The organism is uncultured Tateyamaria sp., from assembly GCF_947504105.1.
In the GTDB taxonomy this organism is placed as follows: Bacteria; Pseudomonadota; Alphaproteobacteria; order Rhodobacterales; family Rhodobacteraceae; genus Tateyamaria.
In genome coordinates this window covers 1-25176 of the sequence record NZ_CANNGP010000002.1, presented here as the reverse complement: position 1 = coordinate 25176, position 25176 = coordinate 1, and the positions used below count along the sequence as shown (strand labels likewise).

The following is a 25176-nucleotide window of genomic DNA, read 5'->3' as shown; positions in this document are numbered from 1 at the left end:
AGCTTGGCCGAAGCCCCTTGTTTCACGCAAGCCTTAGGCGCGTGCTTCGCCGATTGACGTTACGCCAAGTACATTCAGCACCTTTGCTTCGATTTGCTCGGCGTTCATGCCTGCGACGGCGTACATGTCTGCGGGGCTGGCCTGATCGATGAAGATGTCGGGCAGGACCATGGAGCGGTACTTGAGGCCGGTGTCGAACACACCTTCCTCGGCCAGAAGCTGGGCGACATGGCTGCCGAAGCCGCCCACGGCGCCTTCTTCGATGGTGATCAGAGCCTCGTGATTGGCGGCGAGGTCTAGGATCAGGTCGCGGTCGAGCGGTTTGGCAAAGCGGGCATCGGCGATGGTCGGGGTGATCCCTTTGGCCGTCAGGTTTTCCGCCGCCTTCTGGACTTCTTCCAGTCGGGTGCCGAAGGACAGGAGGGCGACGCCCTTGCCGGTCTGGATCATCCGACCCTTGCCGATTTCCAGCGGCTCTCCGCGTTCCGGCATGTCGACCCCGGTGCCTTCGCCCCGTGGGAAACGGAAGGCGATGGGGCCGTCGTCATGGGCGGCAGCGGTGGCGACCATATGGGCCAGTTCCGCCTCGTCTGCCGCGGCCATGACCGTGAAGCCGGGCAGGTTGGACAGGTATGCGACGTCAAATGCACCGGCATGGGTCGCGCCATCTGCACCCACGAGCCCCGCGCGGTCGATGGCAAAGCGCACGGGCAGGCGTTGGATTGCCACGTCGTGCACCACCTGGTCGTAGCCGCGTTGCAGAAAGGTCGAATACATGGCGCAGAACGGCTTCATCCCGCCGGCAGCAAGGGCGGCGGAGAAGGTCACACCGTGCTGTTCGGCGATGCCGACGTCAAAGCAGCGGCTGGGGTAGCGTTCGGCAAAGAGGTTCAAACCGGTGCCGTCTGGCATCGCTGCGGTGACGGCGCAGATCTTGTCATCCGTTTCGGCCTGCTTGATCAGGTGTTCGGCGAACACTTTGGTGTAGCTGGGCGCGTTGCTGGGCGCTTTCTTCTGTTCGCCCGTAACCACGTCGAACTTGGCGGTTGCGTGCCCCCTGTCGCGTGCAGACTCAGCCGGGGCGTAGCCTTTGCCCTTCTTCGTCAGGACGTGGATCAGGATGGGGTCGGTGGCCCGTTCCTTGACCGTGCGCATAACGGGCAGCAGTTGGTCCATGTCGTGCCCATCGATGGGGCCGAGGTAGCTGAACCCCAGTTCTTCGAACAATGTGCCACCGACGGCCATGCCCTTGAGCATGTCCTTGGCGCGCTTGGCCCCTTCGCGGAAGGGTTCTGGCAACAGACTTACGGCACCCTTGGCCGCCGCCTTGAGGTCCTGGAACGGGTTTTGGGCGTAGAGCCGCGACAGGTAGGACGACATTGCGCCGACGGGCGGGGCGATCGACATTTCGTTGTCGTTCAGGATCACGAACAGGCGTTTGCCCAGGTGGCCCGCGTTGTTCAGCGCTTCATAGGCCATGCCCGCACTCATCGACCCGTCGCCGATCACGGCAATCGCATCGCCGGACCCTTCGGGCGGCTGACCGCCAAGGTCACGCGCGACGGCAAAACCCAAGGCGGCGCTGATCGAGGTCGAGGAATGGGCAGCGCCAAACGGGTCATAGGGCGACTCGCTGCGCTTGGTGAACCCGCTCAGCCCGTCCTTCATGCGCAGGGTGCGGATGCGGTCGCGCCGTTCGGTCAGGATTTTATGGGGGTAGCATTGGTGGCCCACATCCCACACCAGCTTGTCGCGCGGTGTATCGAACACGGCGTGCAGGGCCACGGTCAATTCGACCACGCCAAGCCCTGCGCCAAGGTGCCCACCTGTCACGGACACGGCAGACACCGTTTCGGCGCGCACTTCGTCAGCGACTTGCCGGAGTTGCGCGTCTGAAAAGCGTTTCAGGTCCGCGGGGCGGTGCACGGTGTCGAGAAGCGGGGTGTTGGGGCGGTCTGACATTGGCTCTCTAGCTGTTGCGCGTCACGACAAAGCGGGCAGCGTCCCGCAATGTATCAGCGTCCGCATTATATACATGTAAGGCGTCGCAAGCTTCGGTCACGAGTTGGTCAGCGCGGCGTTTCGCCTCGTCCAGCCCAAGCAGGGACACGAAGGTGGCCTTGCCCGCATCGGCATCCTTGCCCGTGGCCTTGCCCATCGTATCTGCATCGCTGGTGATATCGAGCACATCGTCGGCAATCTGGAAGGCAAGGCCGAGCGCCCGAGCGTAGGTCAGGAGCGGTGTGAGGTCCGCTTGGGCCATGCGCGCACCTGCGGTGGCGGACCATTCGATCAGTGCACCGGTCTTGCCGCGTTGCAGGGTGGTGATCTGATCAAGGGTCAGGGGTGTGTCTGCGGTTTCCGCCGCGATGTCGAGGGCTTGGCCCAGCACCATGCCTTGCGCGCCTGACGCTTTGGCGAGGGATTGCGCAAGATCGGCGCGAACATCGCCGGGTCCAACCTCGTGGTGTGTCACAAGTTGAAAGGCCAGCGTTTGCAATGCGTCGCCTGCAAGCACGGCTGTTGCTTCGTCCCATTTGACGTGAACCGTGGGTTCGCCCCGGCGCAGGTCATCGTCATCCATGCAAGGCAGATCGTCATGGACGAGGGAGTAGGCGTGCAGCGCTTCGATGGCGCATGCGGGCCAAATTGCCTTGTTAGGGTCTATTCCATGCAGTCGTGCGCTTTCCAGCACCATGAATCCGCGCAGTCTTTTGCCGCCATTGGTGGCGTGGGCCATGGCATCGACCACAGGCACGCGGTCGAGATCGCCAAGAACGGTATCGAACCGCGCCTGAATGGCGGTCGCGGCATCCGTCAGCCGTTGGCGGAACATGGATTACAGATCGCCTGCGGGTTTCAGCCCGGTTGGATTGCCGTCACCGTCCAACGTGATGGCAGCAACTTTTTCTTCGGCCTCTTTCAGCTTGGTTTCGCACCGGGCCTTCAATGCCGCGCCGCGTTCATAAAGCTTGATCGAATCGTCCAGCGCCACATCACCCCGTTCAAGCTGGCCCAGCACCTGTTCCAATTCGGCCATCGCTTCTTCGAAGCTCATTTCGTCAACGGGGCGGTCAGTCATTGGGCGGCCTTTATCAGCGATTGGACATGGGCGCGGGCGCAAGCGGCCAACGCGTCCAGATCATAGCCCCCTTCGAGAACCGACACCACCCGGCCTTTGCATAGGGCTTGTGCAGTTTCTGTCAGCATGTCGGTGAGGCGGGTGTAGGTGTCTGCAGTCCAGTTGAGTTGGGCCAGCGGGTCGTCCTGATGCGCGTCGAACCCGGCGGAGATCAGGATGAGCTCGGGTCGATGCTTGATCAGCGCGGGGATGACCTGCCGTTCGTATTCCGCGATGGCGTGGTTGCCGTCTGTGTGCGGGGCAAGCGGGATGTTCAGGACGGTGCCGTGTGGGCCACGATCTGAGGCGTGACCGGTGCCGGGCCAGAGCGGCATTTGTTGCGAGGTGATGACGAGCGCGCGGGGATCGTCCTGAAGCAGCGCTTGCGTGCCGTTGCCGTGATGCACATCGAAATCGACCACGGCGACGCGATTCAGCCCGTGCACCTCAAGCGCGTGTTTGGCTGCGATCGCAACATTGCCAAAAACGCAAAACCCCATGGGTAGAGACTGTTCTGCGTGGTGACCCGGTGGGCGCATGGCGACAAAAGCGTTCGTGACTTCCTCGTCCAGCACCATGTCCACGGCTTTGACTGCGCCGCCCGCCGCGCGCCAGATGGCGTTTTCGGAGGTGGGAGAGAGGAAGGTTTCAGCGTCTGTTTCGCGGTCGAGGCCAGCAAAGCCGTCGGTTGGCATCTTGGATCGCACGAAGTCGATATAGTCCTGCGGGTGGCACAGTGCGATGGAGGCGTCATCGGCAAGCGGTGGATCGACGCGGATCAGGTCGAGATCGGCGAGCGCGCGCTGGATGTAGTCCAGCCGTGCGACCTGTTCCGGCATGCCTGTGGGTGTGACGTGCAGGAGGCCGTCGGGATGGGTGAGTAGAGCGGTAGCCAACGATCAATCCGGTGCGAGCATGTAGCCCGCGCCGCGCACGGTTTGCAGGTAGCGGGGTTGTTTCGGGTTGCTTTCGATCTTGCGCCGCAGCCGTGTGATCTGCACGTCCACGGCACGTTCCTGCGCCTGCCCCCGGTCGCGGCCCAGGTCCTCGACCAGTTTGGCGCGGCTGATGGCTTCGCCTGGTTTGGCGGAAAAGAGCTTCATCAACTGCATTTCGGTTGCCGTGAGGCGCACGAGGTCTTCGCCTTGCCACATTTCGCCCCGTTCCATGTCGTAGCGGATCGGACCAAGCGTCAGGATTTTTGGAGCAGCCTCTTCCGGCGCGATATCAGGCACGCGGCGGAGGATGGCGTTGATGCGCAGCAGCAATTCCTTGGGTTCGAAGGGTTTGGCAAGGTAGTCGTCGGCGCCCGCTTCCAACCCTTCGATCCGATTGTCGGTTTCGCCCTTGGCCGTCAGCAGCAGGATGGGCGTGGCGTGGGTTTCGCGCAAGCTGCGGCAGAGGCTGAGCCCGTCCTCGCCCGGCATCATCACGTCCAGCACGATCATGTCAAAATCGAGGCCGGACAGGACCCGTCGCGCGTGGGCGGCATCACGTGCCGCAGATACCAGAAATCCGTTCCGCATCAGGAACTTTTGCAGCAGGCTGCGGATGCGCTCATCGTCATCCACGACCAGCAGGTGGGTGTCAAAGTCAGTCATGCACCGCTCTCCTTCAGTCTTTGATAGGTTCGATGCATTTCGGTGTCCATCATTGCCTCGAGCACGGTGCGGAAGCCTGCCACTGCCTCGGGGCCCGCGTCGCGGAAAGCGGCCCGCATCCGCGCACGTTGCGCATCTGACAGCCGTCCTTCGAGCGCGCGACCATCCTCTGTCAGGTGCAGGTGTCGTTCCCGTTTGTCGGATTTACCTACCCGGCTTTCGACTAGCCCGTCTTCTATTAACGTGCGCAAAACGCGATTCAGGGATTGTTTGGTCACGCCAAGGATGTTGAGCAGGTTGTTGACCGTTGTGCCGGGCGCACGGTTGATGAAGTGGATGGCACGGTGATGTGCCCGGCCGTAGGCCATATCCGACAGTATGCGATCCGGGTCGGCGGTGAACCCGCGATAGGCAAAGAACATCGCCTCGATCCCCTGACGCAATTGTTCATCCGTCAGGAAAAGCAGGTTCTCTCCACCCGCAGTAGCAGTTCCGCGTCCGTCGGCCATGCCCGTCCCCATCTCTGGTCGTCTTTTGAGGCAGTTTAAGTCAGCCTTGTTGACATTCCAAGGGTGAAGGGCTATCGAATCGCAGGTTTTGCGCAACTTTGTGACCGCATCGGTCCTAATTGCGCAACATATGCAAATTCGGAGGGTGCCATGGCTGGCTACGATGATCGCGACGGGAAAATCTGGATGGACGGCCAAATGGTCGACTGGCGTCAGGCGAACGTCCATATTCTGACCCATGCCATGCATTATGCGTCCTCGGTGTTCGAAGGCGAACGGGCCTATAACGGTAAGATATTTCTCAGCCGGAAGCATTCCGAGCGTTTGCACTACTCGGCTGGCGAACTGGATTTCCAGATCCCGTGGACTGTGGACGAGATCGAAGCTGCCAAGCAGGAAGTGCTGACTGTGAATGGCCTGACCGACGCCTATGTGCGGGCCGTGGCCTGGCGTGGCGCAGGCGAAGACATGGGTGTCGCGTCTGCCAAGAACCCGGTTCACCTTGCCATCGCGGCGTGGGAATGGGGCAACTATTATGGCGACGCCAAGTACAAGGGCGCCAAGATCGACATCGCCAAGTGGAAGCGTCCCTCGCCCGAGACGGCGCCTGTTCATGCCAAGGCGGCGGGCCTTTACATGATCTGCACCACGTCCAAGCACGCGGCAGAGGCCAAGGGATGTTCGGACGCGTTGTTCATGGATTACCGTGGCTACGTTGCCGAATGTACGGGTGCAAACATCTTCTTCGTCAAAGACGGTGAGGTGCACACGCCGAAGGCGGATGTGTTCCTGAACGGTCTGACACGGCAGACAGTCATCGGCATGTTGGAAGACCGCCAGATCAAGGTGCATGAACGTGTGATCATGCCCGAAGAGCTGGAAGGGTTCGAGCAGTGCTGGCTGACCGGCACCGCCGCAGAGGTCACGCCGGTGGGCGAGATTGCAGACTACAACTTTGAAGTTGGTGCGATCACGCGCGAAATCTCGGACGGCTACGAAAAAATGGTGCGCGCATAGCGTGGACTACGATGCCTTCGCGATCGAATGGGAGGTCGCTTGGAATTCCCACGACCTTGATCGCATCCTTGCCCACTACAGCGAGGATGTGGTCTTTCGCTCTGCCAAGGCGATGCGTCTGGTGGGGTATGGTGAGTTGCGGGGCAAGGTGGCGTTGCGCGACTATTGGGGCCGCGCGCTTGCCGCGCAACCGGCTTTGTCCTTTGTGGTGGTGGACGTGTTGCATGGACACGGTATGCTGGTGATCACATACCGTAACCAGCGTGATGTGCTGGCAGCAGAGACGTTGCGATTTGGCCCGGATGGCTTGGTGGTTGAAGCATCGGCGTGCCACACGCCGCAGGGGCGACCCTAGCGACTTGGGCGCGTTCCCGCTCGTCACAAAAACTTGCCTGTCCTGTTACATCGCTGCCAATGGAACGTCACCCAAACCCTGTTGTCTGGCAACATTCGACCAACAGGGAGCTTATCATGCCACTTATTCGTCCGACCCGCCGCGCCTTTCTGGCCACCACGACCGCATTCCTTGCAGCGCCCGCGATCAGCCGCGCGTCTGATCGCCCAGCCTTTACCCATGGTGTCCAATCCGGCGATGTCGATACGACCTCGGGCATGATCTGGACCCGTACAGACCGCCCCGCCCGGATCGAGATGGAGGTGGCAACCACCGAAAGCTTTGCCAATGCACGCCGTCTTGCGCCGATGGATGCGATCCCGGGCAGCGATATGTCGATCAAGCGCCTGGTCGATGGGCTGCCGTCGGATCAGGACATCTTTTACCGCTTCACCGCCATGGACCTGTCGGACATCAATACGACCTCTGAACCGCTGGTCGGACGCTTTCGTACGGCGCCCGCGTCGCGTCGCGATATCCGCTTTGCGTGGTCGGGAGATACGGCCGGTCAGGGCTGGGGCATCGATGACGAGGGTATGCTGACCTATGCCACGATGGCCCGGCATGAACCCGATTTCTTCATCCATTCCGGCGACACCGTCTATGCCGACGGCCCGATGGAAGATTCGGTGGAAGAGGATGGGTCTGTGGTTTGGCAGAACACCACCCTGATCGATGCCAAGCGCAAGGTGGCCGAGACCCTGCAAGAGTTCCGCGACCAGTGGAAATACAACATGATGGACACGCATGTGCAGGCCCTGAACGCCTCTGTTCCGACTTTCATGCAGTGGGATGATCACGAGGTCACCAACAACTGGTCCGACAGCAAGGACCTGATGGATGACGACCGGTACACCGAGAAGTCGGTGCACGTATTGCAGGCCCGCGCCACCCGCGCGTTCCACGAGATGACACCGCTGCGCATCACCCCGTCCGAGCCGAACCGCGTCTATCGCAAGATCAGCTATGGTCCGATGCTGGATGTATTTTTTCTTGATCTGCGCAGCTATCGCGGACCCAACACTGCGACGCAGGGCGACACGTTGGATGACAGCACGCGCGTGATCGGGGCCGAGCAGATGGCGTGGTTGAAACGCGAGTTGGCGAACAGCACGGCCACGTGGAAAGTGATCGCCGCGGACCAGCCTATTGGCTTGATCGTTTGGGACAACTTCCGCGAACAGGCCGGGTCCGAAGGGATTGCCGATGGCACGGATGCGGGTGCCAAGGGGCGCGAGTTGGAGGTGGCCGAACTGCTGCGCTTCATCAAGACGGCAAACGTGTCCAACACGGTGTGGTTCACCGCCGATGTGCACTACACCGCCGCGCACTACTACGACCCTAACAAAGCGCAATTCAGCGATTTCGACCCGTTTTGGGAGTTCGTGTCGGGCCCGTTGCATGCGGGGACGTTTGGTCCGAACGCGCTGGACGGCACCTTTGGCCCGGAAGTGAAATTTGTGAAAGCTCCGACCGAGGAGCAGGGTGTGAACCTGCCGCCAAGTGCCGGTCTGCAATTCTTTGGCCTCGTGGACATTGATGGGGCGACCCAGGAGATGACGGTGCGCCTGATGGATCGCGCCGATACCGAACTGTACAGCGTCACACTGGAGCCGAAAGGCGTTCGCCTTTGAACCCGGGGCGCGCCGGGTGATCCGGCGCGCTATCCCTTGGGGTCGGTCACAGCCCGTGCGCGGTTGCGTCCGCCGCCAAGTTGCCGTTCGCGCCACAGGATGATGGCCCCGCCCAGCACAACCAGCGAGGCACCGATGACCGTTGCCGATGTGGGCAGTTCCGAAAAGATCACGTAGCCGATCAGAGCGGCGAATATCAGAGACGCATAGTCGAACGGTGCCAGCATCGAGGCGGCGCCGAAGCGAAAGCTGGATGTGACAAGTATTTGCGCGACGCCGCCGATCAGTCCCGCCCCGATCAGCAACATCAGGTCTAGTCGCGATGGAATGATCCAGCCAAATGGCAGGCTGAACAGGCTGAGGACCGTCGCGGTCAGCGAGAAATAGAAGACGATAGCCGCCGTATGCTCTGTCTTGACCAAGGTGCGGATGTGGATCTGTACCAGCGCCCGCAAGATGGATGCGCCCAGCACCATGAGCGCGCCGATGGTGCCTGCCGTGCCCGCAGCGCCCGGATCAACTGAGAGGCGCGGCCATATCACGATCATCACGCCCACCAGCCCCAGGGCGACGGCCGAGATACGGAACAGGCGCACCCGTTCGCCCAGCATCATTGCCGCCAGAATGACGGTGAACATCGGCGTGGCATAGCCAATGGCCGTCACTTCGGGCAGCGGCAACAGCGCCAACCCGGCAAAGGTGAGGGCCATTGCGGTTGTCCCGAACAACCCGCGCCAGATGTGGCCCGTCAGGTTCTTGGGTGTCAGGGCCTCGCGGACCTCACCGGTGTTCCAGATCCATGCGATGATGATCGGCATGGCAAAGAGGGACCGGAAGAACACCGCTTGGCCCGCGGGCACGTTTTGGGTCGCGGCTTTGATCATTGCCGCCATGACCATGAACATAAAAACCGCCATCAGCTTCAAAGCGATGGCGGTGCCGGGTTTGTTTTGGGTGCGGGGGGCTAGCATGCTCCCCGATCCATGTCCGCTTAGGACGGGATTGGCAAGCAATCAGTTCAACTTGGCAACGCCAAGCGGCACGCTGAACTTTTTGCACCAAATGTAGACTTCGTTAAACTCGGACACATCGATGCCAGCGGGAACGACAAAGGACTGCGTGCCAGTCAGGTTGCCCAGAACGCCCGAGTCGGTGTCGTCGTTGAAATCGCCGTCTTTGCCCAGGCCAACACGTGGGTCAGGCGCGCCGTCGAGGCTGAAATCATCGCCCAGCACGATGGTGTGGCTGCCGTCGGCGTTCTTGATCACTTCGACGCCACCGGTTGTGACGTGGTCCGATGCGCCGGTGAAGGTTCCGGCGGACACCGTTTCGGCTGACGCAGGCGGGGCTACGAAGCAGGCGACGATCCCGAAAGTGAGGATGAGAGATTTGATAATATTCAGCATGACACTGTTTCTTTCCATAGTTCCGGACAAAAAAGATGTAAGTTTGATCTTACACTCAGCGCCCAATTTACCGCCGTTTCCCCGCTTAATATTTCAGCATACTGCGGAAACGTGCTTGAGTTGTCTGGATAGTGTTACCGTTCGGAACCAACCAGTACAAAACACATAAGCGTGAGTTCTGGACTATATGGTTCCAAATACTATATCAAAGGTAGAAACCGGAGACTTCGCATGGCACGCCCCAGATCTTTCGATACAGATGATGCGCTTGAAAAGGCGATGCATGTCTTTTGGACCCATGGCTATGAGGGTGCATCCCTGCCCGATCTACTGGACGGTATGGGGCTGACGCGCGGGAGCCTCTACAAGGCATTCACCGACAAGAAGACCCTCTTTCTGCAGGTGCTGGAGCGATATGAAGGGCAGGCGGTAAAGGCGGGCGTTGCGATGTTGAGTGACCCGGCTGTGCCAAACGGGGCCGAGCGCATCATGTCCATGTTCAAGGGGTCGTATCAGCGCGTGGTCGAGGGCGACGCGCGTGGCTGTCTGCTGTGCACTGCCGCCGCCGGTCCCAGCACCTATGATGATGAGATTGCGAAAGCTGTGTCGAACGGCCTTGGTGCCTTGCGTGACGGTATCTTTGTCGCGCTTGAGTCTTCGCCCAAGCATGCAACGCTGAACAGCGCCGAACGGGGCGCTTTGGCCGACATGATCATTGCGCAATATGTCGGTCTGAGAACCATGGCGCGTGCGCGTATCGACCACGACACGCTGCACAATATCGTCCGCTCGGTTGGAGTAATGCTGGCTTAGCCGATTGGCCCGCGCACACCGCCGGTCTGACCGCGGTCCAGCAACAGGTGATCCAGGATCACACAAGCCATCATAGCTTCGCCCACCGGTACGGCCCGGATACCGACACAAGGGTCGTGGCGGCCCTTTGTGATGATTTCAGCCTCTTGGCCCGATTTGGTAATCGTCTTGCGGGTTTGCAGGATGGACGACGTGGGTTTGACCGCGAAGCGGACAACAATGTCCTGACCGGTCGAGATACCGCCAAGGATACCTCCGGCGTGATTTGACGAGTATTCGGGGCCATCGGGCCCCATAGTGATCTCATCCGCGTTCAGTTCACCGGTGAGCATGGCTGCGGACATGCCCTCGCCGATTTCCACCCCTTTGACGGCATTGATGCTCATCATCCCTGCGGCAAGGTCTGTATCCAGCTTGCCATAGACCGGTGCACCCAAGCCTGCTGGCACATTGCTTGCAACGACTTCGATCACCGCACCGACGGACGAGCCCGACTTGCGGAGACCGTCCAGATAATCGGCCCATGTGTCCGCTGCCTGAGCATCCGGAACCCAGAACGGGTTCTGCTCAATCTGATCCCAATCAAAGCGTTCCCGGTCAATTCCGTGTGCGCCCATGCGGGTCATGTAACCTTTGATTTCGATCCTGGGCACCAGCGTTTGCAAAGCGGCGCGCGCAAGGCCACCGGCGGCGACACGCGCGGCGGTTTCGCGGGCAGATGATCGCCCACCCCCGCGATAATCCCGGATGCCGTATTTCTGCCAATAGGTGATATCGGCATGACCCGGGCGGAACTTTTCGGCGATGTCGCCATAGTCCTTCGATCGTTGGTCAGTGTTCTCGATCATCAGCTGTACCGGGGTCCCGGTTGTCTTGCCTTCGAACACGCCAGAAAGGATCTTGACCGCGTCGGGCTCGCGCCGTTGCGTCGTGTACTTGTTCTGACCGGGTTTGCGCTTGTCCAGCCAATGCTGGAGCATCGCCTCGTCCACATCGACGCCGGGTGGGCACCCGTCGACCGTTGCGCCAAGCGCGGGCCCGTGGCTTTCGCCCCATGTGGTCACGCGGAAAAGATGGCCAAAGCTGTTGATCGACATGACGCACTCCCTTTCCAGCCGTTTAGCGATCATGCAAAACACAGACAAGCACATGGTGTAATACGGGCCTGAGCATGAACAGTTGCGAGGAGACGGCTCATGCAAGGCAAAACTCCCTTCACACCGGGCGCGGTTGCGTTGCTGATCCTTTCGATCGTGCTGTTCGTGGCAGGTGGGTTGTATTGGGAACTTGTCAAAGGCCTGGCAACGCCTTTGGTGCGCCTGTCAGGCACAGCTTGCCGTGGGATGCGTTGAGCACCGAAGACAAGCGGGTCGTTGGCGGATTGTTCGGTGCTGGCGCAGCCTGTTTTGTCCTTTGCATTGGGGTCATGGCCCGCCGCCGTTGATCCTGATGGTTGCCAAGGGTGCCTTTCCCGACTAAATCCGGACCTACCTCGGGGTGTCCGAAAGGGCTGAGATGCGCGATGCGAACCCGTTGAACCTGAACCGGTTAACACCGGCGGAGGGAAGGTTTGGCTTATCCCAAGACCCTTATCCCGCCGCCTCTCTGATGGAGGATGCGATGAAGTATCTGATGACGACTGCTGCGGTGCTGTGCGCCGGTGCGGCTTGGGCCGAGACGCCCGTCTTGAAAGTTTATACCTACGACAGCTTTGTAAGTGACTGGGGCCCGGGCCCGGCGGTTGAAGCCGCGTTTGAAGAGGTGTGCGCCTGTGACCTGCAGATGATCAGTGCAGGCGACGGCGCGGCCCTGCTGGCCCGGCTCAAGCTGGAGGGGGAGCGTTCCGAGGCGGATGTCGTGCTGGGCCTCGACACCAATCTTGTTGCTGCGGCCAAGGAAACAGGTCTGTTTGCGCCTCATAATGTGACAGCGGAATACGATCTGCCCGTGGAATGGAACGACGACACCTTTGCCCCTTATGACTGTGGTTACTTCGCCTTTGTCCACAATGCGGATATGGACGCGCCAACAAACTTCAAAGAGCTGGCCGAAAGCGACCTGAAGATTGCCATTCAGGATCCGCGCTCCTCAACCCCCGGGCTTGGTCTGCTGATGTGGGTCAAGGCGGCCTACGGCGACGACGCGGCTGTCATCTGGGAAGGCCTGTCGGACAATGTGCTGACCGTGACCAAAGGGTGGTCGGAAAGCTACGGTTTGTTCCTTGATGGTGAGGCGGACATGGTGCTGTCCTATACAACGTCGCCGGCGTATCACTTGATCGCGGAAGAGGACGCGACCAAAGCCGCGGCCGCCTCTGACGAAGGCCATTACATGCAGGTCGAAGTGGCCGGGAAGCTGGCGGCGACGGATCAGCCAGAACTGGCGGATCAGTTCCTGTCCTTCATGGTGTCCGATGCATTCCAGGCGAGCATCCCGACAACAAACTGGATGTATCCGGCGGTAACGCCTGCGGGTGGGTTGCCAGCGGGTTTCGAGACGTTGATTGCCCCGGAAAAATCGCTGCTCAAGTCGCCCGATGACGCGGCAGCGGCGCGTGACGGAGCCCTCGCCGAATGGCGCGACGCGCTGGCGCAGTAACAGGCCCGATTGCGGCGGGCGGGGTCTTTGCCCTGATCCTTGCCGCGCTTCTGGCCGTGATGTCGCGGGCCGATTGGCCCGTGACCATTGGCGCCGCTGACTGGTCAGTGCTGCGCTTTACCATATGGCAGGCGTTTTTGTCTGCTGTGTTCAGCGTTCTGTTTGCCATCCCCGTTGCCCGAGCTTTGGCCCGGCGGCGTTTTCCGGGGCGGGGGGCCTTGGTCACGCTTCTGGGTGCGCCGTTTATCCTGCCCGTTATCGTGGCCGTTCTGGGCATTCTTGCGGTCTTTGGCCGGGCGGGGTGGGTCAGCGATGGCTTCGCACTTCTGGGTTTGCCACCCATGTCCATCTACGGGCTTCAGGGCGTGGTTCTGGCACATGTGTTCTTCAACATGCCGCTCGCCACACGGCTGATCCTGCAAGGTTGGCAGTCCATTCCGGCTGAGCAGTTTCGCATGGTCGGGCAACTGGGCTTGTCGCCGCGCATGGTGTTTCGCGTGATCGAATGGCCAATCCTGCGGCAAGTGGCGCCGGGGGCCTTTGCCCTGATCTTTGTCATCTGCCTGACCAGTTTCGCGGTTGCGCTGACCCTTGGCGGTGGGCCCCGTGCCACGACGATCGAACTTGCGATCTACCAGGCGTTTCGCTTTGATTTCGACCTTGGGCGCGCTGCAGTGCTGAGCCTGTTGCAGTTGGTGGTCGCTGGTGGTGCTGCGGTGCTTGCGCTTTGGATTTTGCCACCGCTGGCCTTGCAGACCGGGCGCGACCGGGTGGTTCGGCGATGGGACGCGCCGTCACCAGTGCTGGATGCCGGATGGATTATTGTTGCTGCGGGTTTCCTGTTGCTGCCGCTTCTGGCCGTGGCGATCTCTGGCATGGTCGGGCTTTGGCAGATGCCGCTGTCGGTCCTCACCGCCACATGGACCTCGTTTTGGGTCGCCGTGGTCAGCACTGTTGTGTTGTTGACAATGGCCTTGCCCATCGCTGCGTGGCTGGCGCAATCCCGTCACGGCGGGGCCGAAGCCGTGACCCTTCTGGGTCTTGCTGCCTCTCCCCTGATGATCGGAACAGGGTGGTTCATTCTGATCTACCCGTTCGCCGCACCTGTGACCTATGCCCTGCCGGTGACGGCACTGGTGAACGCCATGATGGCGCTGCCTTTTGCCGTGCGTATCCTGTTGCCACCCATGCGGCAGGTGTTCACGGATTATGGCCGTTTGAGTGCGGGTCTGGGTCTGCATGGCTTTGCCTTGTGGCGCATCATGCTGGTGCCCCGTTTGCGTCCACAGATCGGATTTGCCGCGGGGTTGGGGGCCGCGATGAGTGTCGGCGATCTGGGCGTTGTGACCCTGTTCGCTGACCCGGATGTGGCGACTTTGCCGTTGCAGATGTACCGCCTTATGGGGAGCTACAGGACCGAGGCCGCATCTGGTGCGGCGCTTGTATTGCTCGCCTTGGCCTTTGGGATGTTCTGGATATGCGATGCGTGGGGACGACGACATGTTGAGCGTTGAGAGGCTAAGGATCGAACAAGGCGATTTCGTCCTGACAGCCGATTTTAATGTGCGGCGTGGGCTGCGTGTGGCGGTGATTGGCCCCTCGGGTGCGGGGAAATCCACGCTGTTGAACGCGCTGGGCGGCTACATTGACGTGGTTGCGGGCACGGTGGTTGTTGATGGTATCGACGTCAGTGCCGCGTCACCGGACAAGCGTGGGATTGCGATGCTGTTTCAGGATGGGAACCTGTTTCCGCATCTGACCTTGGCGCAGAATGTCGGGCTTGGCATACGGCCTGCTTTGCGGTTGAGCGAGGCGGAAACGGCGCAGGTCATGGGTGCGCTGGGCCGGGTCGGGTTGCGTGACTTCGCAGACAGGAAGCCCGGCGATGTGTCCGGTGGCCAGCAAAGCCGTGCCGCGTTGGCGCGGGTTTTGGTGCAGGCCAAGCCATTGCTTTTGCTGGATGAACCCTTTGCCGCGTTGGGACCAGCCTTGCGCGCAGAGATGCTGGATTTGACGTCGGAGGTTGCGCGGGATGCCGGGGCGACGGTCCTGATGATCACCCACGCGCCCGAGGATGCGGAACGGGCGGCGGATGATCTGATCTTTGTCGATGAGGGCCGGGCAGAGGCGCCCCGGGCGGTGGCCGAGGTCATGGCCAACCCGCCCGAGGCGCTGTGCGCCTATCTAGGCCGCTGAGCGCAGGCTCTGCCGCGCATCTACGATGCCGAGCGCGGCTTGGGCCGCCTCGCGTCCCTTGAGCACGAAGTGGTCGGCGTAGATGCCAAGGTGATGCTCGGTCTCTTGGAAGTGGTGGGGTGTGAGCGACACCGATAGGATCGGTACGCCGGTTTTGAGGCCCACTTGCATCAGCCCATCGACAACCGCCGAGGCGACGAAGTCGTGGCGGTAGATGCCGCCATCAACCACCAAGGCAGCACAGGCGACGGTGTGGTACTGCCCTGTTTCCGCAAGGGTTTGGGCCATCAGCGGCATTTCGAACGCGCCGGGCACGTCGAAAACATCCACTTGATTTGATGCGATTATTTCTGTGAAACCTTGCAAAGCCTGATCGACAATGGCGGTGTGCCACTGGGCTTTGACAAAGGCGAAGCGGGTGTGTGTCATGCGAAATCTCCTTTAGGTTCAGACACTTAAACACCCAAGGCGATTGCGCGCAGATGAAAGACGCCCCACTGGGGCGCGATCCTTCTGCACGTTCTCTTTCATCCGGACTGTAACCGTCGGCTCAGGCCTCTCACCTGATCTGCTAGACCCCCGCGTTGCGGGGCGCTCGTGGGCTCGCGGGTCACCGTTTGATTGGGCCCGCATACCACCGGTGGGGAATTTCACCCCGCCCTGAGAACAGCGTCAGGTTGCCAAGTGACGTCGCCCAAGGCAAGAGGAACGCGACGTATCACGGACCAGTATCATGCACCCGAACCCGATCTTTCATACTGAAACGCCCGACCGGAACATCGCGTTTGCGCGTGAGCGCGCCTTTGGCGTGTTGGCCGTGAACGGGGAAGACGGGCCGATGATGTCGCACATCCCCTTTCTGATTGATGAACAGGGCGCACAGCTGGACCTGCACCTTGTCAGGTCGAACCCGATTGCACGCGCCTTGAAGGCACCGATGCAGGCCAAGATCGCAGTGAGCGGAGCGGATGGATACATATCACCCGACTGGTACGAAGTGCCGGATCAGGTGCCCACGTGGAACTATGTGGCCGTGCATATCACCGGCAGTTTGGAGATGCTGCCGCACGATCAGATGCGCGATATGCTGGACCGGCAGTCGAAGCATTTCGAGGATCAGTTGCTGCCCAAGACCCCTTGGAAGACCGACAAGATGACGCCTGAGGTTCTGGACAAAATGATGCGCCAGATCGTGCCGTGCCGCATGACGATCGACGCTGTCGATGGGACCTGGAAGCTGAACCAGAACAAGCCGGATGAGGTGCGGTTGCGCGCCTCTGACTACGTGGACGCCTATGGGATTGGGCAGGAGACGCGCATCCTTGCTGCCCTGATGCGCGGGGCCTAGGCTGCGTGGGAACTCAGACGGAGAATCGCGATGAAGCTGTTGATGGCGGGGCCCAGCCCCTTTGTGCGTAAAGTGCTGGTTTTGCTGCATGAAACAGGGCAGGCGGATGATGTCGAAACCGTAACGGTCACTGCTGCTCCGGGTGGTGCCGATGCCACGCTGAAGGCGGCCAACCCGGTTGGAAAGATTCCTGCGCTGGTACGGGACGAAGGGCCTACTCTTTATGACAGCAAGGTCATCTGCCGGTATTTTGACGACCGGGCGAAGGCGGGCCTTTATCCCGACAAGGGATGGGAAACGCTGGTGCTGGAGGCCACGGCGGACGCGATGATGGAAGCGGCCGTTCTGATGGTCTATGAAAAGCGGTTCCGGGATGAGGCCGAGCAATCGGCGAAGTGGGTCGAAGCCCAGTGGAGCAAGGTTGAGGGTGCGTTGGACGCCTTGAATGCCCGTTGGATGGGGCATTTGGCCGGAAAAATGGACATTGGCCATTTCGGCGTGGGCTGCGCGCTGGGCTATCTGGATTTCCGCCATGGCGACCGGGATTGGCGTAAGGGACGCGATGCGCTGGCGGGCTGGTACGAGACATTTGCGGCCCGTCCGTCGATGCAGGAGACGGTCCCAAAAGGCTGAGACCGCGCAACGTTCGGTGGGTGTTTTGCACCAAACGTGCCCGAATCGCGGTTAACGCCAGCAAATCAAGGCGCATGATGGGGGTGCCATCCGTACACGCCCTGTGCACTGGTGATGCGCCAAAGACGTGGTTAACGGACCGTGCGGTCTCGAATCTTATCAATGGGTTAATTCAACCCGCCTGCGACCACGTGTGTCAGATTGCGCGCTGGACGTGGGCGGGTCACCCCGCTAGATAGCGCGACAAAGTGGCTGCGTGCGCGCGCGGCCTGTGTCGTCATTTGGCCCTTCGGGGTCGCTGGAAACTGGAGAAGTCCCCCGTGTCCCACGTAGAAGAAGACCACGAAGGCACCCGGCGCGATTTTCTGTACTATGCCACGGCAGGCGCAGGTGCCGTGACCGCGGGTGCAGCGATCTGGCCGTTGGTCAACCAGATGAACCCGTCGGCTGATGTTCTGGCCCTGTCTTCGATCCGCGTTGATGTCAGCGCCATCGAGCCGGGCACGCAGTTGACCGTGAAGTGGCTGGGCAAGCCCGTGTTCATCCGTCGCCGGACGGAAGAAGAGATCCAAGCGGCCCGCGAAGTTGATCTGGCAGACCTGCCGGATGACATCGCACGCAATGAAAACCTGGGCGAAGTTGACGCCTCGGACAGCAACCGCTCGATGGATGAAGCGGGCGAGTGGCTGGTGATGATGGGTGTGTGTACCCACCTGGGTTGTGTCCCATTGGGCGATGGAGCAGGGGACTTTGGCGGTTGGTTCTGCCCCTGCCACGGCTCGCACTACGATACGTCTGGTCGGATCCGCAAAGGGCCCGCACCGACCAACCTGCCGGTTCCTGTTGCAGAATTCGTGGACGAAACCACGATCCTACTGGGTTAAGGGAGAGACCTGATGGCTGGAATTCCTCACGACCATTACGAACCGAAGGCGGCCTGGGAAAAGGGTCTTGCCAAGCGGTTGCCGATTGTTGGCCTGCTCTATGACACGCTGATGATCCCGACGCCCAAGAACCTGAACTGGATGTGGATCTGGGGCATCGTTCTGACCTTTTGCCTGGCGCTGCAGATCATCACCGGCATCGTTCTGGTGATGCACTACACGCCGCATGTCGACTTGGCCTTTGCCAGTGTTGAGCACATCATGCGCAACGTGAACGGCGGCGCGATGCTGCGCTATCTGCACATGAACGGCGCGTCGCTGTTCTTTGTTGCGGTCTATGCCCACATCTTCCGCGGTCTCTACTACGGGTCCTATAAGGCCCCACGCGAGATCACGTGGATCATCGGCATGCTCATCTACCTGTTGATGATGGGCACGGCGTTTATGGGCTACGTTCTGCCTTGGGGACAGATGTCCTTCTGGGGTGCGACCGTGATCACCGGCCTGTTTGGTGCGATCCCGTTCATCGGTGAAGCGCTGCAAACGTGGCTTTTGGGCGGGCCTGCCGTGGACAATGCCACGCTGAACCGCTTCTTCAGCCTGCACTATCTGCTGCCCTTCGTGATTGCCGGTCTGGTGATCGTGCACATCTGGGCCTTCCACACCACGGGCAACAACAACCCGACCGGTGTCGAGGTGCGGCGCACATCGAAAGAGGACGCCGAGAAGGACACGCTGCCCTTCTGGCCCTACTTTGTGATCAAGGACCTGTTCGCGCTGGCGGTTATCCTGGTGGTGTTCTTTGCCATCGTAGGCTTCATGCCGAACTACCTGGGCCACCCCGACAACTACATCGAGGCGAACCCGCTGGCGACGCCTGCGCACATCGTGCCCGAATGGTATTTCCTGCCGTTCTACGCGATCCTGCGTGCCTTTACGGCGGATGTTTGGGTTGTGATCATTGCGGAAACCCTGACCGGGGGTATCATCGATGCGAAGTTCTTTGGGGTGATGGCCATGTTCGGTGCGATTGCCGTAATGGCGCTGGCACCTTGGCTGGACACGTCTTCGGTTCGCTCGGGTCGGTATCGCCCGATGCTGAAATGGTGGTTCTGGTTGCTGGTTATCGACTTCTTTGCCTTGATGTGGCTGGGGGCCATGCCCGCTGAGGAACCTTATGCAACGTTCTCGTTGATTGCTTCGGCCTACTGGTTTGCCTACTTCCTGGTGATCCTGCCCCTGCTGGGTGTGATCGAGAAGCCGGACGCGCAGCCTGCGACCATCGAAGAAGACTTTGCCGCCAAGGTGAGCAAGGGTGACGGCGGTTCCGCTGCACCTTCGGCTCAGCCCGCGGAATAAGGAGAAACTGCAGATGTTGAAGAAACTTGCAGCAAGCATGGTAGCGGCGTTCGCGCTGACCACCGGTGCCTTCGCCGCTGGCGGTGCGGGTCATGTCGAAGGCGTCGACTTTTCCTTTGACGGTCCTTTTGGATCGTTTGACCAGAACCAGTTGCAGCGCGGTTTGCAGATCTATACCGAGATCTGCGCATCGTGCCATGGCTTGCAATACGTGCCCCTGCGCACGCTGAGCGATGAAGGCGGCCCCGGCCTGCCCGAAGATCAAGTGCGCGCATATGCCGAGTTCTACGAAGTGTTCGACCCAGAGATCGACGATTTCCGTGCGGCGCTGCCGTCGGACAACTTCCCTGGCTCAGCCTTGGAAAACGCGCCTGACCTGAGCCTGATGGCCAAGGCCCGTGCCGGTTTCCACGGCCCTTATGGTCTGGGCATCAACCAGCTGATGAAGGGCATGGGTGGCCCCGAGTACATCGTCGCCCTGCTGAACGGCTACACGGGCGAAGAAAAGGAAGAAGCGGGTGCTGTTCTGTATGAGAACAAGGCGTTCCCCGGTGGCTGGATCGCGATGGCGCCGCCGCTTTATGGCGATGATGTCGAGTTTGCTGACGGACATGCAACCGACCTGCATCACTTGACGGAAGATGTCGCCGCCTTCCTGATGTGGACGGCGGAACCCAAGCTGATGGCACGCAAGCAGGCTGGCTTTGTCGGTGTGATCTTCCTGACCATCCTGTCAGTGTTGCTGTACCTGACCAACAAGCGCCTGTGGGCGCCTGTGAAGGCGCGCTACAAGAAGAAATAAGTCGCTCTGTGTGATGAGCGATCGAGAGCCCCGCCTTTTGGTGGGGCTTTTTTGTTGGACAATGGAAACTGCTTGCGCGGCAGGGGGTCTTTCGATCACAGTTTTGAGCATTCATCTTCTTCGGAGGGCTCATGTCTCTTGTTTCCAAAATTCTCGTTGGCCTTGTTGCCCTGACGCATGTCTATTTCTGCTATTTGGAAATGTTTGCCTGGGAGACGCGGGGACCCGAAGTATTCACATTCATGGCACCCGAACTCTTCGCCCCAACCAAGGTTTTGGCGGCCAATCAGGGCCTGTATAACCTCTTTCTGGCGGGGGGGCTGATATGGGCGTTGCTTGTGCAGTCGACCCAGTGGCAACGCCACATTGCAACGTATTTTTTGCTGTGCGTTCTGGTTGCAGGCCTGTGCGGCGCATTGGCGTTTACCGTGACGCTCTATGTTCAGGCGATCCCGGCTGCGATTGCATTGGCGAGCGTGTTGATCTGGCGCAAGGCCTAAGCCACCAATTGCCCATCGCGGGCGTCTGATATGCGCGTGGTGACAATCTGCCCCTCTGCTTGGGGCGTGTCGAATGTGACTTCGGTGAACTGTTCGGTGCGGCCCATGTGTGGGTTTTCCATCAGGATGTGATGGGTTTTACCCTGTTGTGCTGCCAGGTGTTTTGTCACCTGTGCGTCACCGGCGGCGCGGAGGCGAGCCGCTCGTTCCTTGATGGCCGTGCCGTTCACCTGCGGCATCCGTGCAGAAGGCGTGCCGGGGCGAGGCGAATAGGGGAAGACGTGTAGCCATGTGAGGTCGCAGTCTTCGACCAGTTTCAGAGAGTTGTCGAACATTGCTTCGGTTTCGGTCGGGAAGCCCGCTATGATGTCCGCGCCAAAGGTCATGTCAGGCCGTAGTTTGCGGGCCTCTTGTGCAAAGCGGATGGCGTCGTCGCGCAGGTGGCGGCGTTTCATCCGTTTCAGGATCAGGTCGTCGCCGTGTTGCAGCGACAGGTGTAGGTGGGGCATCAGCCGGGGTTCCGTGGCGATGGCCTGCATCAGTGCCGCGTCCACCTCGATCGAATCGATGGAACTGATCCGCAGGCGTGGCAGGTCGGGCACCAGTTTCAGGATGCGCATGACTAGGTCGCCAAGCTGGGGCTCTCCCGGCAGGTCAGCGCCCCATGACGTTAGATCTACACCGGTCAGGACCACCTCATTGAAGCCTCGATCCACAAGCCGCTTGATCTGATCGACCACGACGCCTGCCGGGACCGAGCGCGAGTTGCCGCGGCCATATGGGATGATGCAGAAGGTGCAGCGGTGGTCGCATCCGTTCTGGACCTGCACATAGGCGCGGCTGCGGGTGCCAAACCCGTCGATCAGGTGACCTGCTGTTTCCGTGACCGACATGATATCGTCGACCTGCACGGGCTCGGTGCCAAAGTCACCGGCGAGCCCTGCCCATGTGCTGGCCTGCATCTTTTCCGTGTTGCCGATGACTGCGTCAACCTCGGCCATCTGGGCGAAGGTGTCGGGTTCGGTCTGGGCGGCGCAGCCGGTCACGATCAGCTTGGCACCAGGATGCGTGCGTCGCAGTTTGCGGATGTCCTGGCGGGCCTTGCGCACGGCTTCTGCCGTCACTGCGCAGGTGTTCACAACGACGGCGTTGCTCATCCCGGCTTGGCTTGCCAGTTCCTCCATCGCCTTGGTTTCATAGGCGTTGAGGCGGCAGCCGTGGTTGGAGAAGACCGGCGCTGTCATAGGCTTTGCAGGAACTCTGCCGTCAGAGTGCCGTCGAACACATGTGCCGTCGGGCCAGACATCCAGACGCCATCGTCGCGCCAGTCGATATGCAATGTGCCGCCGTCGAGGTCGATCTGCACCTGGCGCCCTGTCAGACCACGACGCACCGCGGCGACCGCAGTGGCACAGGAAGACGAACCTGAGGCCAGCGTGATCCCGGTCCCCCGCTCCCACACACGCATGCGGATGTGGCTGGGGCTGATAACCTGCGCAAACTGAACATTGGTGCGTTCCGGAAAAAGCGCGTGGTGCTCGATTTCAGGACCGACGGTTGCGAGGTCAATGGCGGACACGTCCTCGACAAAGAACGTACAGTGTGGGTTCCCCATTCCGGTTCCGACGGGGTTGCCGTCGATGGGCAAGGACAGCGTGTCGGTGTCCTGTGCCAGCGGTATATCCTGCCACGTCAGCAGGGGATGTCCCATATTGACAGCCGCCGTGCCATCGGTATTCCGCACCGCGCTAAGTGTGCCGCGCCCTGTCACATGGATGCTCAAGCGCTCGGCGTTGCGCTGTGCCAGTTCGCGCGCAGCGATGCATCGCGTGGCGTTGCCACAGGCGGCAGATTGCGACCCGTCGGCGTTGTAGAAGGTGACCGTCAGGTCCGACCCGTCCGTGATCAGAGCAAGCTGATCGAACCCGACACCGCGATGTCTGTCCGCCAGTGCCCGCACCAGCGATTCCGTCAGAGTCACCAGTGCATCACGCCCGTCAATCACGACAAAGTCGTTGCCCGCCCCGTGCATCTTCATGAAGGGCCAATCAGAGGTCGCCATGTCTGCCATGCGGCGCATATAACGTCCGGGTTTTCGGGAATCCAGTATGTCGCAGAAAAACATCCGAGAATCGGCTTGACCCTGCGGGCGACCCTTTCTAGATAGGCCGCCTAGTGGGCCGTTAGCTCAGTTGGTAGAGCAACTGACTTTTAATCAGTGGGTCGCAGGTTCGAACCCTGCACGGCTCACCACTTTTTTAATAATGAAGAATGACACCTGATCGTTCCTTTACGACAAGGTTCTTTCCTTTTCTGCGTTAGCATTTGGATAACGCGAGCAATCTCCGCGAGTAATATAAGCGCAGACTTCACGAACCACGTGGCCAAATTTACGGCAGCTGATCAACGGTTTCGCCATGAGGTTCTTGTCAGTCGTACACTTTGCTCCACATCGACATCAGATATGCTGGGAACACTTGTTTGATGGTTTCGAAATCCTACTCCATCTGCCGGCGATGGGGTTTCTGTCGGATGCAAGTATAATATTACTAAAAGCGATATTTTACTTGCGCCGGACTTCAATATCACTTACCTAAACCCCTGTGATGAACCTTACGTATGCAGAACCCGACGAGAACTGGGGCCAGAGGCCCTGTGAAGGTTTATTGCCTTCGTCTCTCATCTGCGTCTCGACACGGGAGCTGGCTGCGCGCCGCACCCATCCGGGACTGGGTGCGGCATGTAAGGGGTCAAACGCCGCTGATCTTCTTCCTCATTCCTACGGGGGCCATTTCCGGCCGGGATCGAGGAGTAAAAACCATGCGAAAGAAAAAAGTTCAGCACCAGCGGCGGCATCGCAAGAAACCTTCCAAATGGCGGTTCGTTTGGACCGCCGTCGTGACCATTGCTCGACTTCTGAGCTTGGACTGGGACTTCGGCGAGTGATCGCTGTCGCTTGGAAGGTTGGCGGCGGTGACCCCTTCACAGCCCTAGGATTGGCCGATGCGTAGCGAGCAAAAAGCAATGATCAACGAAGCGCTCACGCTCTCCCGTTTGTATTGGGGATACTCGCAAATGGACATGGCGAAGGCGCTAGGAATGTCCCAAGCTATGGTCTCAGAGATCGAGCGCGGCACTAAGTCTGTAACCTTGGAAACCTTAGAGCGATATAGCGAAGCATTAGGTGTGAAAAAATCGCAGTTAATGTTTTTTGCCGAAGAAATTGAGGGGGATGCACCTGTTAGACGGGGGCGTTTGATTGTTGCTCGAAAGGCTTTGGACCTATTGGAAAAGATGAAGCCAGCGGAACCAGATCATGCCCAAGCGTCGAACTCTTAAGGCCCACGAGCGGTACGAACTAGAACGATCCCCCTTCGCGCAAAATCCTACGCAACGTGATGTTGCCGCTCTGGTCAAGGAAACCAAAAGCGAACTACAAAAGCTTGCGACACCGCGTTTTAAAGAAACCTTCATTGTTCGTAGAACAATCGAAACCGGGGGGAAAACACGCAACCTTGTCTATCCAGAAGGACGATTACGCGCGGTTCATGAACGTCTTAAATTTCACTTCAATAAGATTGTTCAGCCGAGCTACTTGATGAGCCCGAGGAAACACCGGTCACAGCGTGACAATGCTGCCGCACACCTTGAGGCAGTCCAATACCTCACACTGGATGTCAAGCAGTTCTACCCATCAACTTCTCGCAGCAAGATCCGAAAATCTCTCGTTGAGCAGTTTGGCATAGCAGGAGACGTCGCTGGATTAATTGCCCATATCGCGACCGCTGACGACAAGGCTTGCTTTGGCTCGCCGCTTACGCCAGTTCTCGCATCGCTTGTCCATCGTCCTATGTTCAACGCAATTTCAGACCTATGTGAAACACATAACTTAGCACATACTGTGTGGGTCGATGATCTAACCCTCTCGGGAGACGCAATAACTGGACAATTTGTCTCAGAACTTCGTCAGATTATCTCATCAAATGGCCTGCAGTCTCATAAATTGGCCTACTGGACCGGAAACAAGGCAGTTTTCATAACAGGTGTCGGGGTTGTCGGAAGCAACTTGGTGGTACCCAACAGAGCCGAGCTAAAGTCGAGAGAACTATGGCGAGAGTTCAAAAATGCGGCATCACTTGATGAATTGGATACCGCATCAGCTAGGCTTCTTGGTCATCTGGGCGGGATACGTCACAATGTTGGAAAAGCATCCCCACGTGGACAAAAACTCTCTAGTGAGATGAACTCGATCCGACAAAAACGTGCGAAAGCATTCCGGCTCAAAGAGGTGGTCGCGGAATTTCGGACCGGTCGTTAAGGTGGATCGCATGATGAAAGTGACGATCCAGAATGAAGAAACG

The 25176-nt window shown here is 59.8% G+C and carries 29 protein-coding genes, 1 tRNA gene and 2 riboswitches; of the genes, 18 read left to right on the top strand and 12 right to left on the bottom strand.

All coding sequences use genetic code 11. From position 1 onward, the window contains the following. Nucleotides 1–33: 33 nt before the first annotated feature. Genes dxs through Q1A75_RS01670 form a run of 6 tightly spaced genes read right to left on the bottom strand, consistent with a single transcriptional unit; the run spans nt 34 to nt 5231 of the window. Nucleotides 34–1962: a 1-deoxy-D-xylulose-5-phosphate synthase gene (gene dxs / locus Q1A75_RS01695; RefSeq protein ID WP_299553022.1), complete on the bottom strand. Its 1929-nt coding sequence runs from the start codon at nt 1960–1962 to the stop codon at nt 34–36. Nucleotides 1963–1969: 7 nt separating this feature from the next. After that, nucleotides 1970–2836, bottom strand: a complete 867-nt coding sequence (locus Q1A75_RS01690) for a polyprenyl synthetase family protein (protein WP_299553024.1) — start codon at nt 2834–2836, stop codon at nt 1970–1972. 3 nt (nt 2837–2839) lie between these two features. Further along, the gene (locus Q1A75_RS01685) at nt 2840–3082 is read right to left on the bottom strand and encodes an exodeoxyribonuclease VII small subunit (RefSeq protein WP_299553027.1); all 243 of its coding nucleotides are present in this window, start codon (nt 3080–3082) and stop codon (nt 2840–2842) included. Beyond that, nucleotides 3079–4017: a histone deacetylase family protein gene (locus Q1A75_RS01680; protein ID WP_299553030.1), complete on the bottom strand. Its 939-nt coding sequence runs from the start codon at nt 4015–4017 to the stop codon at nt 3079–3081. Before Q1A75_RS01680 ends, Q1A75_RS01685 begins: the two co-directional genes overlap by 4 nt. A gap of 3 nt (nt 4018–4020) precedes the next feature. After that, nucleotides 4021–4722 carry a response regulator gene (locus Q1A75_RS01675; RefSeq protein ID WP_299553033.1) on the bottom strand — a complete coding sequence of 234 codons (702 nt, stop codon included), beginning with the start codon at nt 4720–4722 and terminating at the stop codon, nt 4021–4023. Then, nucleotides 4719–5231 carry a MarR family transcriptional regulator gene (locus Q1A75_RS01670; RefSeq protein WP_299553036.1) on the bottom strand — a complete coding sequence of 171 codons (513 nt, stop codon included), beginning with the start codon at nt 5229–5231 and terminating at the stop codon, nt 4719–4721. The genes Q1A75_RS01675 and Q1A75_RS01670 overlap by 4 nt, the downstream gene beginning before the upstream one ends. 150 nt (nt 5232–5381) lie before the next feature. On the opposite strand from Q1A75_RS01670, the gene Q1A75_RS01665 reads away from it, so the two are divergent. The 3 genes from Q1A75_RS01665 (at nt 5382) to Q1A75_RS01655 (ending at nt 8276) form a co-directional block, all read left to right on the top strand. After that, nucleotides 5382–6248, top strand: coding sequence for a branched-chain amino acid aminotransferase (locus Q1A75_RS01665; RefSeq protein ID WP_299553039.1), 867 nt, complete (start codon nt 5382–5384; stop codon nt 6246–6248). Between the two features lies 1 nt (nt 6249). Further along, nucleotides 6250–6603 carry a nuclear transport factor 2 family protein gene (locus tag Q1A75_RS01660; RefSeq protein ID WP_299553042.1) on the top strand — a complete coding sequence of 118 codons (354 nt, stop codon included), beginning with the start codon at nt 6250–6252 and terminating at the stop codon, nt 6601–6603. Between the two features lie 116 nt (nt 6604–6719). Next, entirely contained in the window at nt 6720–8276 is a 1557-nt protein-coding gene (locus Q1A75_RS01655) for an alkaline phosphatase D family protein (protein WP_299553044.1), read from the top strand. Nucleotides 8277–8305: 29 nt separating this feature from the next. Here the strand turns inward: Q1A75_RS01655 and Q1A75_RS01650 are convergent, their stop codons facing one another. Both Q1A75_RS01650 and Q1A75_RS01645 read right to left on the bottom strand, forming a co-directional pair. Continuing rightward, the gene (locus Q1A75_RS01650) at nt 8306–9247 is read right to left on the bottom strand and encodes a DMT family transporter (protein ID WP_299553047.1); all 942 of its coding nucleotides are present in this window, start codon (nt 9245–9247) and stop codon (nt 8306–8308) included. 42 nt (nt 9248–9289) lie between these two features. After that, nucleotides 9290–9682 carry a DM13 domain-containing protein gene (locus Q1A75_RS01645; RefSeq protein ID WP_299553050.1) on the bottom strand — a complete coding sequence of 131 codons (393 nt, stop codon included), beginning with the start codon at nt 9680–9682 and terminating at the stop codon, nt 9290–9292. Nucleotides 9683–9913: 231 nt separating this feature from the next. On the opposite strand from Q1A75_RS01645, the gene Q1A75_RS01640 reads away from it, so the two are divergent. Then, the gene (locus tag Q1A75_RS01640; RefSeq protein ID WP_299553053.1) at nt 9914–10495 is read left to right on the top strand and encodes a TetR/AcrR family transcriptional regulator; all 582 of its coding nucleotides are present in this window, start codon (nt 9914–9916) and stop codon (nt 10493–10495) included. Here the strand turns inward: Q1A75_RS01640 and aroC are convergent. Further along, entirely contained in the window at nt 10492–11592 is a 1101-nt protein-coding gene (gene aroC / locus Q1A75_RS01635; protein ID WP_299553056.1) for a chorismate synthase, read from the bottom strand. The two genes, Q1A75_RS01640 and aroC, sit on opposite strands and share 4 nt — an antisense overlap. 99 nt (nt 11593–11691) lie before the next feature. Between aroC and Q1A75_RS01630 the strand changes: the two genes are divergently transcribed. The 4 genes from Q1A75_RS01630 (at nt 11692) to Q1A75_RS01615 (ending at nt 15289) form a co-directional block, all read left to right on the top strand. Beyond that, entirely contained in the window at nt 11692–11847 is a 156-nt protein-coding gene (locus Q1A75_RS01630; RefSeq protein ID WP_299553059.1) for a hypothetical protein, read from the top strand. A gap of 131 nt (nt 11848–11978) precedes the next feature. Continuing rightward, nucleotides 11979–12078: riboswitch (TPP riboswitch) on the top strand. Nucleotides 12079–12115: 37 nt separating this feature from the next. Next, on the top strand, nt 12116–13093 hold the full coding sequence (thiB, locus tag Q1A75_RS01625; RefSeq protein WP_299553062.1) for a thiamine ABC transporter substrate binding subunit: 978 nt from the start codon (nt 12116–12118) through the stop codon (nt 13091–13093). Beyond that, entirely contained in the window at nt 13069–14607 is a 1539-nt protein-coding gene (locus tag Q1A75_RS01620) for a thiamine/thiamine pyrophosphate ABC transporter permease ThiP (protein ID WP_299553065.1), read from the top strand. Before thiB ends, Q1A75_RS01620 begins: the two co-directional genes overlap by 25 nt. Continuing rightward, nucleotides 14594–15289, top strand: coding sequence for an ATP-binding cassette domain-containing protein (locus Q1A75_RS01615; protein WP_299553068.1), 696 nt, complete (start codon nt 14594–14596; stop codon nt 15287–15289). The genes Q1A75_RS01620 and Q1A75_RS01615 overlap by 14 nt, the downstream gene beginning before the upstream one ends. Here the strand turns inward: Q1A75_RS01615 and Q1A75_RS01610 are convergent. Continuing rightward, nucleotides 15278–15718, bottom strand: a complete 441-nt coding sequence (locus Q1A75_RS01610) for a 6,7-dimethyl-8-ribityllumazine synthase (protein WP_299553071.1) — start codon at nt 15716–15718, stop codon at nt 15278–15280. The two genes, Q1A75_RS01615 and Q1A75_RS01610, sit on opposite strands and share 12 nt — an antisense overlap. Nucleotides 15719–15804: 86 nt before the next feature. Continuing rightward, nucleotides 15805–15961, bottom strand: a riboswitch (FMN riboswitch). A gap of 61 nt (nt 15962–16022) precedes the next feature. On the opposite strand from Q1A75_RS01610, the gene Q1A75_RS01605 reads away from it, so the two are divergent. The 6 genes from Q1A75_RS01605 (at nt 16023) to Q1A75_RS01580 (ending at nt 20815) form a co-directional block, all read left to right on the top strand. Beyond that, entirely contained in the window at nt 16023–16637 is a 615-nt protein-coding gene (locus Q1A75_RS01605) for an FMN-binding negative transcriptional regulator (protein ID WP_299553074.1), read from the top strand. A 30-nt stretch (nt 16638–16667) separates the two neighbouring features. Further along, nucleotides 16668–17270, top strand: a complete 603-nt coding sequence (locus Q1A75_RS01600) for a glutathione S-transferase (RefSeq protein ID WP_299553077.1) — start codon at nt 16668–16670, stop codon at nt 17268–17270. Nucleotides 17271–17590: 320 nt separating this feature from the next. Then, complete coding sequence (petA, locus tag Q1A75_RS01595) at nt 17591–18154, top strand: ubiquinol-cytochrome c reductase iron-sulfur subunit (protein WP_299553079.1); 564 nt, start codon at nt 17591–17593, stop codon at nt 18152–18154. A gap of 12 nt (nt 18155–18166) precedes the next feature. After that, nucleotides 18167–19513, top strand: a complete 1347-nt coding sequence (gene petB, locus Q1A75_RS01590; protein ID WP_299553081.1) for a cytochrome b — start codon at nt 18167–18169, stop codon at nt 19511–19513. Between the two features lie 13 nt (nt 19514–19526). Further along, a complete protein-coding gene (locus Q1A75_RS01585; protein ID WP_299553084.1) occupies nt 19527–20315 on the top strand; it encodes a cytochrome c1 in 789 nt (262 codons plus the stop codon). Between the two features lie 131 nt (nt 20316–20446). After that, complete coding sequence (locus tag Q1A75_RS01580; RefSeq protein ID WP_299553087.1) at nt 20447–20815, top strand: DUF1304 domain-containing protein; 369 nt, start codon at nt 20447–20449, stop codon at nt 20813–20815. On the opposite strand, the gene mtaB is transcribed toward Q1A75_RS01580, so the two are convergent. Beyond that, nucleotides 20812–22059 carry a tRNA (N(6)-L-threonylcarbamoyladenosine(37)-C(2))-methylthiotransferase MtaB gene (mtaB, locus tag Q1A75_RS01575; protein WP_299553090.1) on the bottom strand — a complete coding sequence of 416 codons (1248 nt, stop codon included), beginning with the start codon at nt 22057–22059 and terminating at the stop codon, nt 20812–20814. The genes Q1A75_RS01580 and mtaB overlap by 4 nt on opposite strands. Continuing rightward, nucleotides 22056–22895 carry a diaminopimelate epimerase gene (gene dapF / locus Q1A75_RS01570; protein WP_299553093.1) on the bottom strand — a complete coding sequence of 280 codons (840 nt, stop codon included), beginning with the start codon at nt 22893–22895 and terminating at the stop codon, nt 22056–22058. Before dapF ends, mtaB begins: the two co-directional genes overlap by 4 nt. A 97-nt stretch (nt 22896–22992) precedes the next feature. On the opposite strand from dapF, the gene Q1A75_RS01565 reads away from it, so the two are divergent. The 4 genes from Q1A75_RS01565 to Q1A75_RS01550 all read left to right on the top strand — a co-directional run bounded on the left by Q1A75_RS01565 (nt 22993) and on the right by Q1A75_RS01550 (nt 25133). Continuing rightward, nucleotides 22993–23068: transfer RNA gene (locus tag Q1A75_RS01565), tRNA-Lys, on the top strand. 567 nt (nt 23069–23635) lie between these two features. Continuing rightward, nucleotides 23636–23761 carry a hypothetical protein gene (locus Q1A75_RS01560; protein ID WP_299553095.1) on the top strand — a complete coding sequence of 42 codons (126 nt, stop codon included), beginning with the start codon at nt 23636–23638 and terminating at the stop codon, nt 23759–23761. Nucleotides 23762–23818: 57 nt separating this feature from the next. Then, a complete protein-coding gene (locus tag Q1A75_RS01555) occupies nt 23819–24154 on the top strand; it encodes a helix-turn-helix transcriptional regulator (RefSeq protein ID WP_299553098.1) in 336 nt (111 codons plus the stop codon). After that, complete coding sequence (locus Q1A75_RS01550) at nt 24132–25133, top strand: hypothetical protein (protein ID WP_299591803.1); 1002 nt, start codon at nt 24132–24134, stop codon at nt 25131–25133. Before Q1A75_RS01555 ends, Q1A75_RS01550 begins: the two co-directional genes overlap by 23 nt. Nucleotides 25134–25176 lie beyond the last annotated feature (43 nt).

Excerpts from the sequence above, each read along its gene's own strand:
- Q1A75_RS01550 (WP_299591803.1), top strand. The coding sequence starts at position 24,132 with ATGCCCAAGCGTCGAACTCTTAAGGCCCACGAGCGGTACGAACTAGAA.
- Q1A75_RS01650 (WP_299553047.1), bottom strand. The coding sequence starts at position 9,247 with ATGCTAGCCCCCCGCACCCAAAACAAACCCGGCACCGCCATCGCTTTG.
- Q1A75_RS01555 (WP_299553098.1), top strand. The coding sequence starts at position 23,819 with ATGCGTAGCGAGCAAAAAGCAATGATCAACGAAGCGCTCACGCTCTCC.
- Q1A75_RS01655 (WP_299553044.1), top strand. The coding sequence starts at position 6,720 with ATGCCACTTATTCGTCCGACCCGCCGCGCCTTTCTGGCCACCACGACC.
- Q1A75_RS01685 (WP_299553027.1), bottom strand. The coding sequence starts at position 3,082 with ATGACTGACCGCCCCGTTGACGAAATGAGCTTCGAAGAAGCGATGGCC.
- Q1A75_RS01580 (WP_299553087.1), top strand. The coding sequence starts at position 20,447 with ATGTCTCTTGTTTCCAAAATTCTCGTTGGCCTTGTTGCCCTGACGCAT.
- Q1A75_RS01615 (WP_299553068.1), top strand. The coding sequence starts at position 14,594 with ATGTTGAGCGTTGAGAGGCTAAGGATCGAACAAGGCGATTTCGTCCTG.
- Q1A75_RS01610 (WP_299553071.1), bottom strand. The coding sequence starts at position 15,718 with ATGACACACACCCGCTTCGCCTTTGTCAAAGCCCAGTGGCACACCGCC.
- thiB (WP_299553062.1), top strand. The coding sequence starts at position 12,116 with ATGAAGTATCTGATGACGACTGCTGCGGTGCTGTGCGCCGGTGCGGCT.
- dxs (WP_299553022.1), bottom strand. The coding sequence starts at position 1,962 with ATGTCAGACCGCCCCAACACCCCGCTTCTCGACACCGTGCACCGCCCC.
- Q1A75_RS01640 (WP_299553053.1), top strand. The coding sequence starts at position 9,914 with ATGGCACGCCCCAGATCTTTCGATACAGATGATGCGCTTGAAAAGGCG.
- Q1A75_RS01690 (WP_299553024.1), bottom strand. The coding sequence starts at position 2,836 with ATGTTCCGCCAACGGCTGACGGATGCCGCGACCGCCATTCAGGCGCGG.
- petB (WP_299553081.1), top strand. The coding sequence starts at position 18,167 with ATGGCTGGAATTCCTCACGACCATTACGAACCGAAGGCGGCCTGGGAA.
- Q1A75_RS01665 (WP_299553039.1), top strand. The coding sequence starts at position 5,382 with ATGGCTGGCTACGATGATCGCGACGGGAAAATCTGGATGGACGGCCAA.
- Q1A75_RS01620 (WP_299553065.1), top strand. The coding sequence starts at position 13,069 with ATGGCGCGACGCGCTGGCGCAGTAACAGGCCCGATTGCGGCGGGCGGG.
- Q1A75_RS01630 (WP_299553059.1), top strand. The coding sequence starts at position 11,692 with ATGCAAGGCAAAACTCCCTTCACACCGGGCGCGGTTGCGTTGCTGATC.
- Q1A75_RS01605 (WP_299553074.1), top strand. The coding sequence starts at position 16,023 with ATGCACCCGAACCCGATCTTTCATACTGAAACGCCCGACCGGAACATC.
- dapF (WP_299553093.1), bottom strand. The coding sequence starts at position 22,895 with ATGCGCCGCATGGCAGACATGGCGACCTCTGATTGGCCCTTCATGAAG.
- mtaB (WP_299553090.1), bottom strand. The coding sequence starts at position 22,059 with ATGACAGCGCCGGTCTTCTCCAACCACGGCTGCCGCCTCAACGCCTAT.
- Q1A75_RS01670 (WP_299553036.1), bottom strand. The coding sequence starts at position 5,231 with ATGGCCGACGGACGCGGAACTGCTACTGCGGGTGGAGAGAACCTGCTT.
- Q1A75_RS01560 (WP_299553095.1), top strand. The coding sequence starts at position 23,636 with ATGCGAAAGAAAAAAGTTCAGCACCAGCGGCGGCATCGCAAGAAACCT.
- Q1A75_RS01645 (WP_299553050.1), bottom strand. The coding sequence starts at position 9,682 with ATGCTGAATATTATCAAATCTCTCATCCTCACTTTCGGGATCGTCGCC.
- Q1A75_RS01585 (WP_299553084.1), top strand. The coding sequence starts at position 19,527 with ATGTTGAAGAAACTTGCAGCAAGCATGGTAGCGGCGTTCGCGCTGACC.
- aroC (WP_299553056.1), bottom strand. The coding sequence starts at position 11,592 with ATGTCGATCAACAGCTTTGGCCATCTTTTCCGCGTGACCACATGGGGC.
- Q1A75_RS01675 (WP_299553033.1), bottom strand. The coding sequence starts at position 4,722 with ATGACTGACTTTGACACCCACCTGCTGGTCGTGGATGACGATGAGCGC.
- Q1A75_RS01600 (WP_299553077.1), top strand. The coding sequence starts at position 16,668 with ATGAAGCTGTTGATGGCGGGGCCCAGCCCCTTTGTGCGTAAAGTGCTG.